General features: G+C 53.1%; 18 protein-coding genes and 1 tRNA gene. 9 read left to right on the top strand and 10 right to left on the bottom strand.

All coding sequences use genetic code 11. The annotated features are described in order from the left end of the window. The first annotated feature begins 12 nt into the window (after positions 1-12). The 3 genes from HU773_RS19260 (at position 13) to HU773_RS19250 (ending at position 2,411) form a co-directional block, all read left to right on the top strand. The gene (locus tag HU773_RS19260; RefSeq protein ID WP_057960260.1) at positions 13-546 is read left to right on the top strand and encodes a fimbrial protein; all 534 of its coding nucleotides are present in this window, start codon (positions 13-15) and stop codon (positions 544-546) included. A gap of 827 nt (positions 547-1,373) precedes the next feature. Further along, positions 1,374-1,583, top strand: coding sequence for a hypothetical protein (locus HU773_RS19255; protein WP_200659526.1), 210 nt, complete (start codon positions 1,374-1,376; stop codon positions 1,581-1,583). 201 nt (positions 1,584-1,784) lie between these two features. After that, positions 1,785-2,411, top strand: coding sequence for a response regulator transcription factor (locus tag HU773_RS19250; RefSeq protein ID WP_057960259.1), 627 nt, complete (start codon positions 1,785-1,787; stop codon positions 2,409-2,411). 212 nt (positions 2,412-2,623) lie between these two features. On the opposite strand, the gene HU773_RS19245 is transcribed toward HU773_RS19250, so the two are convergent. Together HU773_RS19245 and HU773_RS19240 are read right to left on the bottom strand one after the other, a co-directional pair. Then, positions 2,624-3,178: a ParA family protein gene (locus tag HU773_RS19245; protein WP_081044290.1), complete on the bottom strand. Its 555-nt coding sequence runs from the start codon at positions 3,176-3,178 to the stop codon at positions 2,624-2,626. Between the two features lie 87 nt (positions 3,179-3,265). Continuing rightward, a tRNA-OTHER gene (locus HU773_RS19240) sits at positions 3,266-3,345 on the bottom strand. A gap of 396 nt (positions 3,346-3,741) precedes the next feature. Here HU773_RS19240 and HU773_RS19235 point away from each other — a divergent pair. Genes HU773_RS19235 through HU773_RS19225 form a run of 3 tightly spaced genes read left to right on the top strand, consistent with a single transcriptional unit; the run spans position 3,742 to position 5,490 of the window. Continuing rightward, the gene (locus tag HU773_RS19235) at positions 3,742-4,515 is read left to right on the top strand and encodes a PFL_4669 family integrating conjugative element protein (protein ID WP_186626119.1); all 774 of its coding nucleotides are present in this window, start codon (positions 3,742-3,744) and stop codon (positions 4,513-4,515) included. A 4-nt stretch (positions 4,516-4,519) separates the two neighbouring features. After that, on the top strand, positions 4,520-5,092 hold the full coding sequence (locus HU773_RS19230; RefSeq protein ID WP_186626118.1) for a DUF3158 family protein: 573 nt from the start codon (positions 4,520-4,522) through the stop codon (positions 5,090-5,092). A gap of 2 nt (positions 5,093-5,094) precedes the next feature. Then, positions 5,095-5,490 carry a single-stranded DNA-binding protein gene (locus tag HU773_RS19225; protein WP_186626117.1) on the top strand — a complete coding sequence of 132 codons (396 nt, stop codon included), beginning with the start codon at positions 5,095-5,097 and terminating at the stop codon, positions 5,488-5,490. 116 nt (positions 5,491-5,606) lie between these two features. Here HU773_RS19225 and HU773_RS19220 read toward each other — a convergent pair whose 3' ends face one another. The 6 genes from HU773_RS19220 to HU773_RS19195 form a co-directional block, all read right to left on the bottom strand. Further along, positions 5,607-6,140 (bottom strand): NUDIX hydrolase, encoded by a 534-nt coding sequence (locus HU773_RS19220; protein ID WP_186626116.1) that lies wholly within the window; start codon positions 6,138-6,140, stop codon positions 5,607-5,609. Between the two features lie 92 nt (positions 6,141-6,232). Further along, a complete protein-coding gene (locus tag HU773_RS19215; RefSeq protein ID WP_154211751.1) occupies positions 6,233-7,084 on the bottom strand; it encodes a universal stress protein in 852 nt (283 codons plus the stop codon). Between the two features lie 11 nt (positions 7,085-7,095). Further along, positions 7,096-8,583 carry a SulP family inorganic anion transporter gene (locus HU773_RS19210; RefSeq protein ID WP_186626115.1) on the bottom strand — a complete coding sequence of 496 codons (1,488 nt, stop codon included), beginning with the start codon at positions 8,581-8,583 and terminating at the stop codon, positions 7,096-7,098. Positions 8,584-9,195: 612 nt separating this feature from the next. Continuing rightward, complete coding sequence (locus tag HU773_RS19205) at positions 9,196-9,555, bottom strand: hypothetical protein (protein WP_186626114.1); 360 nt, start codon at positions 9,553-9,555, stop codon at positions 9,196-9,198. Positions 9,556-9,623: 68 nt separating this feature from the next. Further along, the gene (locus HU773_RS19200) at positions 9,624-10,175 is read right to left on the bottom strand and encodes a hypothetical protein (RefSeq protein ID WP_186626113.1); all 552 of its coding nucleotides are present in this window, start codon (positions 10,173-10,175) and stop codon (positions 9,624-9,626) included. A 321-nt stretch (positions 10,176-10,496) separates the two neighbouring features. Continuing rightward, positions 10,497-11,186: an SOS response-associated peptidase family protein gene (locus HU773_RS19195; RefSeq protein WP_186626112.1), complete on the bottom strand. Its 690-nt coding sequence runs from the start codon at positions 11,184-11,186 to the stop codon at positions 10,497-10,499. Positions 11,187-11,286: 100 nt separating this feature from the next. Here HU773_RS19195 and HU773_RS19190 point away from each other — a divergent pair, with 100 nt between their 5' ends. From HU773_RS19190 to HU773_RS27665, 3 genes are all read left to right on the top strand, one after another. Next, complete coding sequence (locus tag HU773_RS19190) at positions 11,287-11,718, top strand: LexA family protein (protein WP_186626111.1); 432 nt, start codon at positions 11,287-11,289, stop codon at positions 11,716-11,718. After that, complete coding sequence (gene umuC, locus HU773_RS19185; protein WP_186626110.1) at positions 11,705-12,991, top strand: translesion error-prone DNA polymerase V subunit UmuC; 1,287 nt, start codon at positions 11,705-11,707, stop codon at positions 12,989-12,991. The genes HU773_RS19190 and umuC overlap by 14 nt, the downstream gene beginning before the upstream one ends. A 217-nt stretch (positions 12,992-13,208) precedes the next feature. Next, the gene (locus HU773_RS27665; RefSeq protein WP_186626109.1) at positions 13,209-13,547 is read left to right on the top strand and encodes a DUF3742 family protein; all 339 of its coding nucleotides are present in this window, start codon (positions 13,209-13,211) and stop codon (positions 13,545-13,547) included. Positions 13,548-13,580: 33 nt separating this feature from the next. Here the strand turns inward: HU773_RS27665 and HU773_RS19175 are convergent, their stop codons facing one another. Both HU773_RS19175 and HU773_RS19170 read right to left on the bottom strand, forming a co-directional pair. Beyond that, on the bottom strand, positions 13,581-15,083 hold the full coding sequence (locus HU773_RS19175; RefSeq protein ID WP_186626108.1) for a conjugal transfer protein TraG N-terminal domain-containing protein: 1,503 nt from the start codon (positions 15,081-15,083) through the stop codon (positions 13,581-13,583). Between the two features lie 342 nt (positions 15,084-15,425). Next, positions 15,426-16,823: an integrating conjugative element protein gene (locus HU773_RS19170; RefSeq protein ID WP_186626107.1), complete on the bottom strand. Its 1,398-nt coding sequence runs from the start codon at positions 16,821-16,823 to the stop codon at positions 15,426-15,428. Between the last annotated feature and the right edge of the window lie 9 nt (positions 16,824-16,832).

The following is a 16,832-nucleotide window of genomic DNA, read 5'->3' as shown; positions in this document are numbered from 1 at the left end:
CAGGAGGCTGCTATGCGAACATTAAATCGGCAGCTGGGCTTGGGGCTTCTATTGTTGTCCGGCTTTTCGAACGTGACACAAGCAGAGTTGGCCAGGATTAACTTACTTATAACCGCAAAGTTAGTGGCCGCGAGCTGTGAGGTGAGTGTCGGTTCAGACAATCAGTATGTGTATATGGGCACTTGGGCTGTGCGGCAATCCACCAGTACATTGCCAACAATGCCTGCGGCACGCTTTGTGATTAACCTGGAAAATTGCAACGGTCTGAAGAAGGGCATCTCAGTCACCTTTAGTGGCGCCGCAAACCCGACTGACCCGAGGCTGCTGGCTCTCAGCGGGAACGGCTCGGCGAAAAATGTCGCGATTGCCCTTTTGGATCAGAACCGCACCCTCCTGCCACTCGGGCAAACCATCTTAGCGGCGGCTGCGCCTGTAAACGGGAGCCGCACTGCCGCGCTGGTATTCTTCAGTCAGTATCGCGCAACCGGCCCGGTGACGCCGGGGAAGGGAGATGCCGACGCAACCTTTAGGTTGACTTATGAGTAGTCGCGGGCGCGTACTGGGGGGTTGCCTGCGTCGCACTTCTTTTCACGCCTGACGGAGTATGGAGTGCTGGAAGACCTGCTGTTTCAGCCGTTTCATGAACGTGCGGCTCCTGTAGGACCAGGGGTATTGCTTCAATCTTTCACTCAACATTCTTCCCGAGTAACTAGGCCACGAACCGCATAGTAGGGCCATTACTGTCTACACCCTGGCTATATGACGTGCGCGCCAGATAGGTCGACACGGTCGTTGCGCATCCTGATCGTCGACAAATACGCCACGCACAAATATCCATAAGTGAAGGCCAGGCTTGAGAAGCAGAAACGCTTTCACACGGATCTCCAGTTCGTGGATGAGCATGGTTGAACGCTTCTTTCGCTCGCTATGTCTGGATTTCCAAAGAGGAAGATGTTTTGTGCGAGATGCTGCGAGTTCGTGAGGCAATAGTGTTCCAAACATAAAAAATGTTGTTTTTGAGTTCATTTAATTACTGCAGGTGGGCGTAATTGTGCGCTTTTGCTTTAAGTAAGTTGTAAGTTCCTTGTATGGCTTTATAATTCATATGCATTTAATTTGTGGTGCTAGACATTAAAGATGTGTGAGTTTTACTTTTGCATTTGCTATGGCGCAAACAGCTGAGGCATCTCGGGTGATCACGGTGCTGGAGCAAATCAACGAAAAGATAGGGCCGTGGCACGCTGTATTCAGTCGGTGGGTCGGTGGAACCTAAGCAGGGTATGCGCCGTGAGAGAATGAGTCGGAGCATCGCAGTGCGATTCATTTTTTCAGAGTGTTCCTATATGAAAATCGCGGCAACGACCAGATAATTATTGCTGAAAAAGACAGGAGCCCTCTTATTCGGAGTATTAAAAACTTCACAATTGCAACTGTTCGATGCCACCAATGACAACGTCATCTCGTTGCAGATTACCAACATGACCATGGGCCGGCTTAGCCTGGGCGTTCTTGAACTGGTCAAGATTAGTGATATTGTTGGCAGCGATGTGACTTCGGATAATTCTTTCCCGGCCTACGAGTAATTTGTTGTTCAGGCTGGAGCCCGCTATCCCTATCTTCGATCAACTTTTAGCGGCAGCATCCGTGTGGTATCGCGCACCTGCCAAACTCCGAATGTCGAGTCGGTACGGATGAGCCACGCCAATGGTATATCCACGAATGATGGGTTCTTATCCGTTTAAATCTTTCATACCTATATCGAATAAAATGTCTTAGGAGTACGGATGTATACAGCCTTGGTGGTAGATGATCACCCGTTTATACGCACGGCCGTGGTGATGCTGTTGTCGCAAGAACGGTTTGAGACGGTAGCCGAAACGAATAATGGTGCAGATGCCGTGCAACTGGCTCGCCAGCATCAACCGGATTTAATCGTGCTGGACATTGGCCTTCCAAAACTCGACGGCCTGGAAGTTATCCGCCGCATCAAAGCGTTGAAATTGCCCAGCAAAATCCTGGTACTCACTTCCCAACTGCCGACGTTTTATGCGTCGCGCTGCCGAAGCATGGGGGCCGACGGTTACATCTGTAAAGTGGATGAGCCGCAAAAGTTCCGTGAAGCACTGACGACCGTCATGTCCGGCTATACGGTATTCCCCAGCCTGGAAACGGATTCGGTTCGTCGCGGTGACCAGGACGCCTCCGACCAGCACCTGATCAGTGCATTGTCAAACCGTGAGTTGGTGGTCCTGCAGCAACTGGCCAGAGGCATGAGCAATCTGCAAATCGGCGAGCTCATGCTGTTGAGCAACAAGAATATCAGCGCCTACAAAAAACGTTTGTTAAGCAAGCTCAAACTAACCTCGCAAGTAGGCTTGGCTGACTTCGCCAAACGAAATGCCCTTATCTGAATGAACGCATCTGTTCGTATGGGCATCCGTTCGGCTGTTTACTGATGGCCTGCCTTTGCTGGAGAACCCAGACCGGCAATAGCCCCCGGCTGCTTTCCTGCAGGGCCGTTCCGAGTTGCGAGGCTACCCAGTGAGTTTGTCTGGCAAAGACGGGCAGTGGCTCAGGGAAAACCCTCAACAGGTGTTAGGGGGGGCCGTCCAGTGCAAGTTGGCTACTGTAGTCTGAGTGGTTGTGTCACCGCCCCCAGAGCGGCTAGAGGTTGAAGGTCGCGGTAAAGCTGAAGCATGCCGCGATGAAACTCTCTAGCGGTCAGCATATCTGGAGTGATGGGGGAGATCGCCATGTCGGCACCTAAAAGGGCCATTTCCAGGATGATGGATCGTGCGCCTTGTGTGTCGACCAGTACGAGGTCGAAATCTGGTTCAAACGTCGAGATGAGGTTTTTGAGTCGAAGGCGTCCGTCGGCGGCGTGGAGTAACAGAGTGCCTAGCTGGTTGAAGGGATCATTTGAATGAATCAGGGAAAGGTTGGGTATGCAGGTTTGGGAGATGATCTGATCGCGTCGGGTCTCATTGTTGGCAATCAGCTCGTAGGCGCCGCCAGGTGCTTCATGCGTTAATGCATAAAACGACGATAGCGAGGGCTGATTATCTAGATCAATGAGCAGGGTGCGAAGACCGGAGTCGGCGCAGAACGCGCCTAGACTGGCTGTGACCGTGGTTTTCCCCGGTCCGCCTTTTGTTGAGAGTACTGCAGCGATTTTCATGGCAATGGTCTCTAAAGTGAAGAATCAGAGACGACGCGTAGATTATGCTATGCCTGGATCACCAGCTTGGGTGATCCGATTGAGATATGGCTCCACGACCTGGACTCGAACCAGGGACCCAATGATTAACAGTCATTTGCTATTAATCGTGCGAACTGGCTCATGGAGTACACATAAATCGGCACGCTGAAACAAACCTAACGTTGTCGTTTGATGAAGGTAGATATGAGTCGGTAAGTTGTCAAAGAACCTGAGTGAAAACTTGTGTAGGAAAATCAGATAGATATCGTAGGTTTCAGGGCACTCCAACCTTCATGATCCTCATGCAGTACTGAGAAAGAGATCGGGTCTTGCTTTGCGTACCTAAAGTGATTCCACTGGAATCATACTGGCAGACCGCTACTGTGATTCCAGTGGAATCAGTTCACTCAGCTTGTTGGGCCATTCCCTCCCATCTTTGGAGGTTTTCCCTAAACAGCTCCCCTCCGAATCTGTTTCCGGACAGACAGCGTTCTAGTTCCTCGCAAAACTGATGCAGTGACATCTACTTGCAGGAGCAATCCATGTCTGACCTTGTTCAACTAAATCTTGGCCCGTTGCGCAGTGCCATGAAACTCACTCTCCATACCCATCATGCGGCCCGTGTCTGGAATGGCAGACCAGCAGGAGAGGGCAAAAACGGCATTGTTGGTTTGAGTGGCTTCGTCAGCTTGATGAACAGAATGAAGCGTGCAGCGGAGCGGGACGACCCCTATGCAGATTTCTGGCTGATCCGAATCCACGAAAAACTTGAGTCTTCAAAATCTGAGTTGGCAGAGATTAAAGCTCGGTTGGACCAGTCCATGAACAGCCTGCCTGAAGCATTAAGTGTGGGTGAGAACCTCAACGTTCTTCCAGTTACGCTACCGGTCTACATCAACTCTCCGTTTGGCTTTTTGGCTGTGTACCTGCTAATCGCCTATGACGATATTGTTCGTCGGCTGCTGCTGGCCCACCATACTGCGTTGATGGGCCGGCGAGACATGGAAGTCTGGATCAATGCCGGGGGGTATGTGCTTCGTAGTCTCTTTGGGTTGGCTCAACAGTACAAAGTTTCGGGCTCCACGCGTGATGACTTTGTGACGAACAACGCGGTCGCCCGAGAGGCTCGAGAAAGGTATGGAGAGCTGCCACAGGACATCTTGGAAGGGACGCGTCGTTGTGAGTTTGCGCCTCCTATAATTCAACGTCGATCACAGGAAGAAGGGCTGGGCGACGATCCCGATGATGATCCTGATAGCCCACTCTGCATGGCTCCAGCTGAAACCAGGATACGAACAGAAGCTGGTGGAGGATAGGCCCATGGTTCGTTCTGGAGAGACCGTCGGCGCTCTCATTGCTACCAAATCGGCGGTATGCGAGAAACACACTGCCTTCCAGCCGTTGCAACAGAGTGCCTTCTCAGCGATAGAACACGCTTCTTTCTTTAAAGGGCTTTTAAAACCTTTTAAGGGTAAGGGGGAACTCATCCAATTTGGTGACGTGTGCGGTCAGCTCATGAACAGCCTAATTCAGTTAGCTACTGATGAGGTTCTCGCTCAGGCTGAGCGTTATCCGTTCACATTGCTTCCAATCCGTATGACGCGACAGTCGACTGGAGCGGGGACAGTATTTCTGCGCTGGAGCCGAATGGATCGAAGCAAGATGGGAGTCGATCTATGGGTAGACCTGTTAGGCAATGACAGGACGCCGATCAGGCTGGTTCCGGATCTTTACGCCATGGAGCTTCAGCGCATAACGATCAACATGCAGATCAGCTTAATCCACAGCATCAGCCGACAGGCGTTTCTGTGTGCGTCCAAAATCCGAGTTGCCGAGCAGATCTATCAGCAGCGAATTTCTCAGCGGGTCACAAGCAATACATCGGAGGTATGACCATGTCCACCAAATTTTGGGGGGAGGGGAACATCGGCACGAAGCCTGAGTTCAGGGAGTTTGCCAACGGAAACAAAGATCCCAGGCGGTTACTCAGGCTGAACGTCTACTTTGATAACCCTGTGCCGAAGGGTGACGGAGAGTATGAGGATCGCGGCGGCTTCTGGGCCAACGTGGAGCTTTGGCACAAAGACGCGGAGCGCTACTCGGAGCTTTACAGCAAAAGCATGCGGGTGCTGGTAATAGGTCGAATGGTCATGGACAAGTGGGAGGATGACAATGGCGTGGAGTGTAGGGCCATGAAGGTGCAGGCGAGTCGGGTGGGAATTTTGCCACATCGTCTTCAGAGTCTGATATTGGGATCGAACGATCAAGCAACTCCTGAAGGTGGAGCTTGAAAAGCGTTACGCGATGAGCTTGCAAGGTGTCTAAAGAATCCGGGGCGATTCAATTACTCCCGCAGCATTGGATGCTTGCCTGAGACAGGCTAAGTGGACTTCGCCAAATAGTCAGCTCAAAGGCTGATTGGCATCAACAATTCGGAAGCGACTTTTCTGAGCATGTAGGTTTCGCGCAGAATTGATTGCCCCATCGAAGACTCGTGGCGCTGCATGACGGCTTCATTGTGCGCGATGGCTTCATGCAGGTTGATCCAGACAGGCCGCATACCATTAGCGATTTCGTGGCTTTCCATTCTCACGGGCTCTAGCTGGGGCGCTACTTCGCATTGATAAAAATGCGAGGTCATGTGCATCAGATCGTACTGTGGCTTCCAGTAGGGCCGGTACTCCTCGATGTAACCGTAGTGCTGGAGCACCTGTATTTCACGAGCACCAGTCTCTTCCTCAAGCTCACGCTTCAGGCCTGTGACAATGTCCTCGTCACCATCAAGGCCGCCTCCAGGAAAGCTGAAGTCGTTATAACGCTCGGTGAACAGCAACAGGATCTGTTCACCCCGCATCACGATGCCCCGTGCTGCATGTCGACGGAATACTCTGCCCTGCTTGGATTTCAGCTCGGGGTGAACAATTTCAGTTATGAGTTGCATGTGGTCTCGTTACGGCAAAATCAGTTAGTCATTGTCCAGGGTGGCCACGGCATTTCCGCAGTTCTGGAAATACTGTGGCCAGTGGAACTGGCTCAGCGAAGCAGCAATACGGGTAAAGTGGATGTTCGCAGCATCGTCGTGGTCGTGCTGCCTACCAGAAACTGCCTGATGCGTGAGTGCCCGTACGCCCCCATGACTAAGAGGTCAATGCCGTGCTCTGCCTGATACGCATGAAGTACCGACTCTACTTCGCCTGGGCGGATCTCGGCATGCACTAGCAGGCCATAAGAGGCAAGTGTGGATCGTGCTTTCTCCAGCTCGTTCTGGTTTTCTTCAGAGTCCGTACCAACCATGACGATATGAATTGGCAGGCCTTCGCACAGCGGGCTTGAAGCAAGCATCTGTACGGTCTTGTGGCCTGTAGCGCTGCCGTCAAATGCCACCATGACCGTTTCAGGTTTCCTGAAATGGCTGGTTGTAATCAGGATGGGGCGGTGGATAGTTCGGACTACCGCTTCAATCTGGCTGCCAAGACTTTGGGCACTGCGCGTGCTGTCCTCACCGACTCTTCCAATCACCAGTAACCGAATATCGTCTTGGAGATCGCTCAGGCTTTCGACGAGATGGCCATGGCGCTGCTTCATATCAGGTGACATGGCGCCAGAGTGGACTGTTCGCTCGCGAGCTTTTTCAAGCATGTGCTGCCCATGCTCCAAGGCCAGTTTTGCCCGCTGCGCATCCAGCGTGGCCAACTCCTCCAGTAGATGTTCTCTGCTGCCGAGACCGATATTGCCGCTGAGGTCAGCGGATGCAGGATATTTCTCCTTATCCAGCACATGAAGCAAGGTCAGGGGAGCGCTGAGTCGTTGCGAGGCCCATGCTGCGTAATCGCAGACCGCCAATGAGGATTGTGAGTTATCAATGCAGGCCATTATGTGGGTCATTGTCGTTCTCCTTAGTGGCTCATGAGCTTGTCGATGGCACCGGGTTTGTCATGCACGCCGAAGCGGTCAACGATTGTTGCGCTGGCTTCATTGAGACCGAGCACTTCAACCTCAGCGCCTTCGCGTCGGAACTTGATCACGACCTTATCCAGGGCTGCGACGGCGGTGATATCCCAGAAATGCGCCTGTGTGAGATCGATGGTGACCTTGTTGAGCGCTTCCTTAAAGTCAAAAACCTCAGTGAACTTGTCCGCAGAGCTAAAGAACACCTGGCCCACGACGTAGTAAGTCCTATGTGATTTCGTCTCTTCCAGAGTGCTCTTGATATCCAGGTAGTGCCCGACCTTATTGGCAAAAAACAGCGAAGCCAGCAGCACACCTACCAGTACGCCGTAAGCCAGGTTGTGAGTGGCCACGACGACCACGACGGTCGCCACCATGACAAGGTTGGTCGACAGCGGATGCTCTTTCAGATTACGCAAAGAATCCCAGCTAAAGGTGCCGATGGACACCATGATCATCACAGCCACGAGTGCGGCCATAGGGATTTTGGAGAGCCATTCGCCAAGAAATACCACCATCAGCAGCAGGAAAACGCCGGCACACAATGTCGAGAGACGGCTGCGGCCACCAGATTTCACGTTGATGATCGACTGGCCGATCATGGCGCAACCTGCCATGCCGCCAAGCATGCCGGCAGCGATGTTGGCCACACCCTGGCCTTTGCACTCGCGGTTTTTGTTGCTGGTGGTATCGGTAAGGTCGTCGACGATGGTCGCGGTCATCATTGATTCGAGTAGACCGACTACTGCCAACGCAGCCGAGTACGGGAAAATGATGCGCAGGGTTTCAAAATTCAGCGGAACTTCAGGCCAGAGGAAGATCGGGAGCGTATCAGGCAGTTGGCCCATGTCACCGACGGTGCGGATATCCAAACCGAGGTAAATAGCGATGGCAGTCAGCGTCAGAATGCACACCAATGGAGAAGGAATCAGCTTGCCGATTTTCGGTACATACGGAAACAGGTAGATGATTCCCAGGCCCGCTGCGGTCATGGCATAAACATGCCAAGTGACATTGGTCAACTCAGGCAATTGGGCCATAAAAATCAGAATCGCCAATGCGTTTACGAAGCCGGTGACTACCGAGCGTGAAACAAAGCGCATCAACGAGCCAAGCTTCAGGTAGCCGGCAAGGATTTGAAGTACGCCACATAGTAGAGTCGCGGCCAGCAGGTACTGGAGTCCATGCTCTTTTACCAGCGTAACCATCAGCAGTGCCATGGCACCTGTCGCCGCCGAGATCATTCCGGGGCGTCCGCCGACAAAGGCGATGACAGTACAGATACAGAAGGAGGCGTAGAGACCGACTTTGGGATCTACCCCGGCGATGATGGAAAAGGCGATGGCTTCCGGGATCAGCGCGAGTGCGACCACCAGCCCCGCGAGCACGTCGCCACGGACGTTGGAAAACCACGTTTGTCTAAGTTTTTGCAGCATAGAAAATATCCAAGGCAAAGCATCGCGCACGCCAAGGGAGTGGCGAGCGAATCGATACAAATTCAAATTTTGAGGATTTTTTTGCTGTGTGCTTAAGGTGTAAAACCAGGCGTACAGCAGTGCGCACCCGCGAGCGAGGCTAGCGGAAGCAGGTTGTTGCGAGGGGGCGTAGCGCTAAGGCGGCGTAGGCTGCCAGTAGATCGTTTGGAGTACAGTCATGCTGGTGTTCCTGTAGCTCAAAGGTATGCAGAGCGAGCAGTATACAACGAAGCCGACGTCGATGGCGACCCAGTGTCAAGCACTGCATGAGCTACGTCAGAGAGAGGCTTAGCCAATGGATATAGCTGCGGGCAAAGGCTTTGCTTTTCATTTGTTCTAGTTCGAGCTGGTCTGTGTGCTGAGAGGTGAGTTGGCCAGACGGTTACAGCTCACATTCCACAATCAGACATATGGTGGAGAACTTCAAAAAAGAAAAGCCCCTGAAATCAGGGGCCTGGGGTTTTTGTCAAAATACATTGTTTGTTGTCAGAATATTTTGTCTATTGTCAAAATGTATTGTCAAAAACCACGCGTGATTGTGGCTCAAGAAAATCTTGTGACTCATTTTTTTTCCTAGGAGTTAACGCTGCTGGCTTGTCGAGAGAACTGCCTCATAATTTTCTCGATTGCATCATGCGTCACGGTATCTTCGACCTGGGCCGAGATGACCCACAAGCCAAACAGATCGGTGCCAAGCTTGGTTTGTTTGTGGTCCTGCATTTGCCCCAATCGCCTCATGTATTCGCTTTGAACCGTGCGAGACTGGTTGCAAAACTCGCTCAGGCTACCGAACTCCTTGCTGAACCCACCATGGAGCACATCAACAACCGTCCCTGCCCCGACTTGTTCTGCAAGCGGCGCCCGGCGACATTGGCGCTGGAGAACTCCAAATGCCTTTTGCGTAGGGGTTTTCTTGCGAAAGAACCAGAACACAGGCGTTTTCCTATCTATCTCACCGTCAGGGGTGGACTTGAAGAATGTGCTAACAAACCCTTTTAGATTCAAAGCGAACAGGGATTAATTAGGTGTTCGATAGAGGTCATCGTCATGCTTGCTCTCCCTTTCCCCGTGGCCCTCACATAATCCTTTTCAGTGCCCACTAAGGTTAGCTTTCCTGGTTGGAGCATGGTATCCACGATGAGTTTTTTCTTTGCTATATCCGGTTTAAAGCTCGGCTCTACTGGCCAAATCTGCATGGCGTAGTCTTGGGCGAACAAAAACAGATTTGGAGCGGTGTCTACCGGCGTTTGTAGGTGCGCGCACATGACATCGCTGGCTTGTACTTCAACAATTTTTTTGTAGTGGGGCTTGTCGTAACTGGCCAATATCAACTTTGTCCGAGTCTGAACCCCCAGCGCTTCCTGAGGGTGGCAAGGGGTCACTTCTCCATAGGCATAGGAGCACCAATTCACCTGGGTCATTGTGACAATTTCCTCAGGTTTTAAAGACAAGTCTTTCTGGATGCTCAACTGGTCTTGCGGCTTGTCGTAGGGGATTGCAGCGCAACCAGTGAGCAATGTGAGCGTGAACAGAGCGATGAAATTGAAATACATAGTTTTCTTTTCCTTTATGCCTGGGCTTCGGCGTGGTGGCCCTTGAATGCTATGTCTCTGTCACGGCCATAGCAACGTGGAGTCGGTGTTTCCTCAGGGGGCTTCTGCGAGCACCGGCTGCAGGTGCTCTTTCTGGCAAACACGGCACTGGTACTTGTAGTGGGTGGTAATGATGGCCATCTGCGTTTTCTGCCTTTCGTGACCGGCTGAAAAGGACCAAGACGGCCGTTGGCCAGAAGCATAGGCTGGAGATTTCTCCGGTGCAGGGGGCAGTCCAAAGCAGCCAACGGGTTGTCTAGTACATCTGGGGCGACTCAGTTCCTAGCCAAGTGGAAGGATCAATTCCGCCCCTTGGTTTTTGACGTTCCCCACCGTAGTTCCCACCGGGTACCACTCAAATTCGTCGACGGGCAGGCAAAGGTGTTTTGCTATGTCTTCCGCTCGAGTGGGCAATAGATCTTGGTTCAACCATTCCCTGGCGTGTTCCGCAGACAGAACCAACGGTCGCCGATCATGCACGTCCACCATGCCTTGGTCGCTGGCGGCAGTGATTATGACGAACCCATCTCCCTCGTGAGGCTCAAGGCCCGTGTGAACGTGAGCGAGTGCAGCGAGGAACATAGGTGCCTGGCTTTTGAGACGAATGAAGTAAGGCTGCTTCTTCTTGGGGTCATCAGGATCCTTCACCCACTCATACCAGCCATCAGCCACGACAAGTGCCCGGCCATTTGGCCAGAGCTGCTTGAAGAACTTGCCGGTGGTCACCGTTTCAACCCTGGCGTTGATCGGGTCAGGACGTTTACCTTTGGCCCAGAAGGGCGCCCATCCCCAGTGGACCGGGTCAATTCGTAACCCGTCGTCGACGCTGTGAAGGATGAGTACTCTAGTAGTAGGTGCAATGTTGTAGCGGGCGATTGGCTGGTTGTCGTAGCCACTGATCACGTCCTGTTCTGAATCGAGCTCTCTTAGGTAGTCCGCCATACCTTGGTACTGAGCAAACCGTCCGCACATGGTAATCACCCGCTTGTCGTAATTTCCTACAACTTAATTGACCGCAAACCATCTTCAAAGTTAACTGTATACCTATACAGTATTTGAGAAGTCTTGCGTCATGAGCTTTGTCATTTTAGGCCCCCTGGCAGAAGGCGGTGTCCAGTTGCCTCTCTGCTCTTTCAAAGTCCCGGCGGGTTTCCCGTCGCCGGCGGCTGACCATATCGAACAACAGATCTCATTGGATGAGCTGCTGAACATCCGAGCGCCCCATGTTTATCTGGTGTCGATTGCGGGGGATAGCATGCAAGGAGTCGGAATTTTTGACGGTGATTTGGCGATTGTGGATCGCTCCATTGAGCCGTTGAACGGGCACGTCGTCATCGCGCTGCTTAACAACGACCCTGTGTGCAAGCGCCTATGCAAGCTTGGGCCTGAAGTAATCTTGAGGTCAGAGAATCCGAAATACCCGGCGCGGTATGTGATGGAAGGGGACGAGCTATCGATCTGGGGTGTCGTCACTTACAGCGTGCGCAGCCATGGCCACACTTAAACCTGAGCCAGTATTTGCGTTGATCGACTGCAATAGCTTCTACGCAAGTTGCGAGCGGGTTTTTCGTCCCGACCTGGCACGTACGCCTATCGTGGTTCTCAGCAACAACGATGGTTGTGTGATTGCTCGATCTGCAGATGCGAAACCGCACATCAAAATGGGAGAACCGTACTTTCAAATCCGCGACAAATTGCGAAAGCACGGCATCCTTCCTTTCTCCTCAAACTACGCGTTGTACGGAGACATGAGTCAGCGGGTCATGACTGTTATTGAATCCTTGGTACCGGCTGTTGAGATCTACAGCATTGATGAAGCGTTCGCAGACCTGACCGGTATGACAGGTGACCTTGAACACTTAGGTCGGCGTATCCGCGCCCAGGTGCTTAGGAGTACGGGCATTCCGGTGGGGGTTGGTATCGCGGGAACCAAGACGCTCAGCAAGCTGGCCAACCATGGTGCCAAGAGGTGGCAGTCCCAGTTGGGAGGGGTGCTGGATATTCGAGCCCCAGCGCGAAGAGACAAGTTGCTCAAGGTGTGTGATGTCTCGGATGTCTGGGGCATTGGCAGAAAAATGACGGCGCACCTGGCCGAGATGAACATTCGAACAGCTTGGCAGCTTTCGCAGGCCGACCCCTGGATGCTCCGTAAGAACTTCAGCGTGGTGATCGAGAAGACTGCTCGTGAACTCGCCGGTACGCCTTGTCTGGAGCTCGATGAGCCCGACCCGCCAAAGCAGGAAATTTGCTGCAGCCGGATGTTCGGTAAGCGGTTGAAGGACCTACCCTTGATCAAGGAAGCAGTTGCCACTTACATGATGCGGGCCTCTGAAAAACTCAGGGCTCAGCACTCGCTGTGTAAGAAGATTCGCGTGAGCATTCGTACGGGGATGTTCAATCCGGAAGAGGCAAAGTACGCCAATGGGGTGATCGTCGATCTTCCCTATCCCACGGATGATGTTCGTCTTCTCACGAAGGCGGCGGTTGATGCGCTGGATCGGATTTTTCGACCCGGCTTTAACTACAGCAAGGCAGAGGTATTGCTACTCAATCTCTGCCAAAAGGGTGAGTACACCGACGATTTGTTCGCGGCGTCTCAGCCAGCGGAGGCGTCGAAGGTGATGGCTGTGTTGGACGAGATCAATGGGAGGTGGGGTAGGGGTACGTTACGTGCAGCAAGTGTCCCGCTGAACCCAGACTGGGGTATGCGGCGGGAGATGATGAGTCAGAGCTATACGACTAGGTTGGATCAGCTCTGGATGGTTTCTTGTCGGTAGTAAATTTTACAAGTCATCCACTCTTCGTAGGCTGCGGTGCTCGTTCGCATGCGTCTGGATTTCCGAATCTGTACTGAGTCATTTTCCAGAGGAAACCCTTCTGGTTTGCGGAATTCCCCTACAAGCCTTCCTGTTCAACTTCTGCAAACCTATTTGCACTCGCATCCAGATGCGTTTGAGGGTCACCCCGTAAAAAGCAAAATAGGATGAATGCGAAATGGGAAAAAAGGGATTTGCTCATCGTGCGGGCTACCGTCTTGGAAAGCTTCTAAGAGCCTCCACGCGTCGGGAAACTCTGATTGTGAAGTCGCTGGCAATGAAGGGAGTCCCCAGTGTAGTAACGGCCACGATGATCTGGATCGTTAAGCTCCTATTACTCGGGGTGCTTCTGTATTTTGTGTTTTGGCTAGGTCTGCTTTTGATTGGACTCTTTGTCTTTGGGGCGTTTTTAAGACCTAGTCCGAACGCTACAGACTCCGTCGTTGGTTTTGATGGCGATAAACTGTTTCCCGACCACAACACACCCCAGAACTCAAATGACCCGAAGTATGATTAGACGTGCCCCTTGTTTTGCTAGGATCTCTTAGAACTAAATCACCTTCTGGATCGTGTCTTTGCCTTTGCCTCCCTGCTGTTGAGCACCGTTTGTACCGTCGCTCATTCCCTGTAGGGTTGATCCGGCTTTTACTCCTGCAAAGGCTAGAGATGTCATCCAAAAGGCTGGCAAGACGATAAACAGTGCCGCCATTACGTAATTCAGCAGCATATCCGCCTGGGTGTTATTCATGCCCATCAGCGGATTCAGACTGGAGTGCGGAGAGTTCGCCCCGTAAAGCGCATCGAGGATGGTGGTGTCGATCCAGCGTGCGAGCTGTAGCCAGAAGTCTACGAAGATGATTGCGAACTGGACAACGGATACCGTGATGGTTGCCTTCAAGTCGTAAGTGCTGAACATCAGCACCAGCGGAATGCAGATCAGCAGGGCCATCTTGAGAGCTGCCAGCACCATCGGAAGCGCTTGGCGTACCACGTCCATTGCGGGGAAGTACGCTAGGGTTCCCACCGTCAAACCGACGGTGCCTGTCGCCCGGCTCATGTCATTGAACAGCGAGCCGCCGACCTGTCCGCCATAGTCGGTGTATACCTTGCCCTGAGTCATGTTCTGGCTACTGGGCGACACCACCTGACGAATGATTGCATCGTTCACCTCTTCCTGTGGCATGAAGCTGGCCCACCGAATAAAGCGGTCCAACAGGCTGCTATCGACCTGGGCGAGTAATCGACTGCGAAGCCCCTTATTGCTGTCTGCCCACCACTGGTTGCAAGTTGGATAGCCACCACCATTCCTCACCTGGGCCAGCCCCATATCCCTCGTAGAGTCGTAGGGCCATTCGGCACGTGGGGTTCGGGAGTGGTAGGTGTCGTAGTAGCCAGGCTGACCGGTGAAGTATCTAGAGCCAATCCAGTTGATATCGTTGGTCAGCTCGTCATTGAGATTTGGACGGTTCATGAACAGCTTTGCTCGCGAGTAGCCGTAGCAGTCGTTTGTGAAGTCGGCGACCTCTTGGGCGAGTACTGGATCATGCAGGCGCGTATTGTTTACTTGCATACGCATCTGCCTCAGATCACTCCCGCAGGGAATGGCCGCAACTGCGGCACCGGTTATCGCTTTGGACATGGAGTGTACGAAGAACCACCAGACGGGGACTTGTGCGCTTTGATTGTTTAGAGACGTGAAGGATCTGCCCCAGCCGGTGTCTTCTGGCGCGGGTACTTGGTACTGACATTGCTGTGAGCGACTATCGTCGAACTGCATTGTGCTCAGATCGAGATGGATGAAGGGCATACCAGCGAACATGATCACGGCCGTCGCCATCCAAAGCCGGCTCTCAATTCGGGTGCTGGCCAACAATCCTTTGTTACCCTCGTCCGCACCCTCTCCTCGGGCCTTCAGCCATTCTTGGAGCAGAATGGTGAAGATGGGCAGGGCGAACATGCCTGAGTCCATCAGGACGTCCCAAATGCCGTTGCTGATGAGCCAGCCCACGAGGGTCAGGTAATACTCCAGATAGTCGTTGGTATAGAGCGTCATATCAGGCTCCCAGTCGCAGTTGAGCTCTGGTTAGCTCCAGCAACAGCAACGATACAGTCACGGCTGTCTCTGCCTTGCGTACGTGCGATTTGGAGGAGGGCTCGCGACGTAACTGACGATCTCGGTAGCGCAGCCAGATGGATAGGACGGCGCTATAAAGCGCCACCCGCCAGCTAAAGAAATACCAATAGGAGTTGGCTCTCCACTCTTGCTAGGCGGGCAGTCCCTTCATGACCTGAATGCCTAGAAGGTTGAACACCAGAGCAATGACGACCACCAGACTTACTACTGCGATGGGAGCCCAGAGACCCAGACTGAAAAATCTGCGTAACGGATTTTTTGTCATGGTCTGCGTCCCCGGCTGTTACTGGACACATCACGTTCTGCTTCTTCAAGGCGATTGGTATCAGGGTCGCCCTCATAAATGGCACGTGAGTTGTCTTTGCGCTCCTTATGACGGGCGATGATGGCGGCGGGGGAGTTGCTGGTCAGGGACCTGCGCAGTTCCAGCTCAGTACGCAGGTTGGTGATTTCCTGTTGCAGTGACTGGCGCTCATTAATCACTGTATTTGTGGCCAAATCGTTGGCGGCCACATTGGGTTCTTTGTTGCCGGCGAGGAGGGCGCGTTGCAGCAGAAGCGCCTTCTCTAGAACACTGGTGACTGCAATCTCTGATGCCAGGCGCTGGGCCAAAATCTCTTGATCTGGTTCGTCACGTAAGGCCGTGACGACGCCTCGGGTGATGGGCATTGAATTGCTGCCGGCCGCAGACAGGTTCTCTGAGTTAGGAAGCTTGGAGCCGGAGATCAGCTCTTGCAGCAGCTCCAGTTTTTCTTCGTATTCTTCCTGAATGAGCGGGGTTAATCCCACGCCTGCGGTTGCGCTACTTTTGGTGCAGCTTTCGCACGTTTGTTGCTGCACCTCGCCCAGGACACGATTGGCAAATGCGCCAGCCTCTTCAGGCGATCGCCAAGTACCGCAGAGCATGCCGCTGTTGCAGTCACTTGGAGCGATCGTAGAGGTATCGTTGGCGGTACGGCCGTTGAGCAGGTTGTAGCCGGCCTTGGTGACCTCGCTGACCACCTTGATGGGAGGCTGTCCTCGGCCGCCAGCCTTGTTGCCGCCTATCCAAGGAATGCCGGTATTACCGTTGTCAGATTCGGCCTGAGCCGTTGCTGCCACTGCGTCCTTGCTTTGGGCAATGGCTTCCTTGAGTGCCTGGCCTTCTGAGAGTGAACCCCATCCAGTTTGATTGCCAGCGATGGTAGCCATGCGCTCGGCCATCGCGCGGCAGCTTACTTTCGATCTGTCGAAATCCAAGCGTGCCTGGAGAATGCCGTTGGTGAGCAGGTTGTAGAGGCCGGGATCGGCACGCTGAATGATCAGCGCGGGCAGCGAGGCAACAGCACCTGTCGCGTTTTGAATTACGCTCCCCATGATGCTTTGAAACCCACCAGTCAAGCCATTGAGTTGGTTATGCAGTGTGGTCGACAGGTCCATGTTTCCGCACATGAGGTTGCTGTTCCAACCCACACCGACGCCGATGCTTTGCATATTGCCCGCGCGGCCCATGGAGACCGCGTTGCCACCGCCGATGCTGTACAGCACATCGTCGCCAATGACGTTGCCAGAACTACTAAAGCTGGATGCGGAGGCGATAGAGGTGACGCTCCACAGAGCAGCGCTTAAGACCAACCAGCAGCATGCTGAGGGGAGTTGGGGGGCTGACGTCCGAGTCATGTTCAGGCT

Origin of the sequence: Pseudomonas shahriarae (assembly GCF_014268455.2) — a bacterium.
Taxonomy (GTDB): Bacteria; Pseudomonadota; Gammaproteobacteria; order Pseudomonadales; family Pseudomonadaceae; genus Aquipseudomonas; species Aquipseudomonas shahriarae.
This window is presented reverse-complemented; position numbering and strand designations above follow the sequence as displayed.

What these genes read in the sequence shown, in the direction of transcription:
- HU773_RS19260 (WP_057960260.1), top strand. Translation starts at nt 13, where the DNA reads ATGCGAACATTAAATCGGCAGCTGGGCTTGGGGCTTCTATTGTTGTCC.
- HU773_RS19250 (WP_057960259.1), top strand. Translation starts at nt 1,785, where the DNA reads ATGTATACAGCCTTGGTGGTAGATGATCACCCGTTTATACGCACGGCC.
- HU773_RS19245 (WP_081044290.1), bottom strand. Translation starts at nt 3,178, where the DNA reads ATGAAAATCGCTGCAGTACTCTCAACAAAAGGCGGACCGGGGAAAACC.
- HU773_RS19235 (WP_186626119.1), top strand. Translation starts at nt 3,742, where the DNA reads ATGTCTGACCTTGTTCAACTAAATCTTGGCCCGTTGCGCAGTGCCATG.
- HU773_RS19230 (WP_186626118.1), top strand. Translation starts at nt 4,520, where the DNA reads ATGGTTCGTTCTGGAGAGACCGTCGGCGCTCTCATTGCTACCAAATCG.
- HU773_RS19225 (WP_186626117.1), top strand. Translation starts at nt 5,095, where the DNA reads ATGTCCACCAAATTTTGGGGGGAGGGGAACATCGGCACGAAGCCTGAG.
- HU773_RS19220 (WP_186626116.1), bottom strand. Translation starts at nt 6,140, where the DNA reads ATGCAACTCATAACTGAAATTGTTCACCCCGAGCTGAAATCCAAGCAG.
- HU773_RS19215 (WP_154211751.1), bottom strand. Translation starts at nt 7,084, where the DNA reads ATGACCCACATAATGGCCTGCATTGATAACTCACAATCCTCATTGGCG.
- HU773_RS19210 (WP_186626115.1), bottom strand. Translation starts at nt 8,583, where the DNA reads ATGCTGCAAAAACTTAGACAAACGTGGTTTTCCAACGTCCGTGGCGAC.
- HU773_RS19200 (WP_186626113.1), bottom strand. Translation starts at nt 10,175, where the DNA reads ATGTATTTCAATTTCATCGCTCTGTTCACGCTCACATTGCTCACTGGT.
- HU773_RS19195 (WP_186626112.1), bottom strand. Translation starts at nt 11,186, where the DNA reads ATGTGCGGACGGTTTGCTCAGTACCAAGGTATGGCGGACTACCTAAGA.
- HU773_RS19190 (WP_186626111.1), top strand. Translation starts at nt 11,287, where the DNA reads ATGAGCTTTGTCATTTTAGGCCCCCTGGCAGAAGGCGGTGTCCAGTTG.
- umuC (WP_186626110.1), top strand. Translation starts at nt 11,705, where the DNA reads ATGGCCACACTTAAACCTGAGCCAGTATTTGCGTTGATCGACTGCAAT.
- HU773_RS27665 (WP_186626109.1), top strand. Translation starts at nt 13,209, where the DNA reads ATGGGAAAAAAGGGATTTGCTCATCGTGCGGGCTACCGTCTTGGAAAG.
- HU773_RS19175 (WP_186626108.1), bottom strand. Translation starts at nt 15,083, where the DNA reads ATGACGCTCTATACCAACGACTATCTGGAGTATTACCTGACCCTCGTG.
- HU773_RS19170 (WP_186626107.1), bottom strand. Translation starts at nt 16,823, where the DNA reads ATGACTCGGACGTCAGCCCCCCAACTCCCCTCAGCATGCTGCTGGTTG.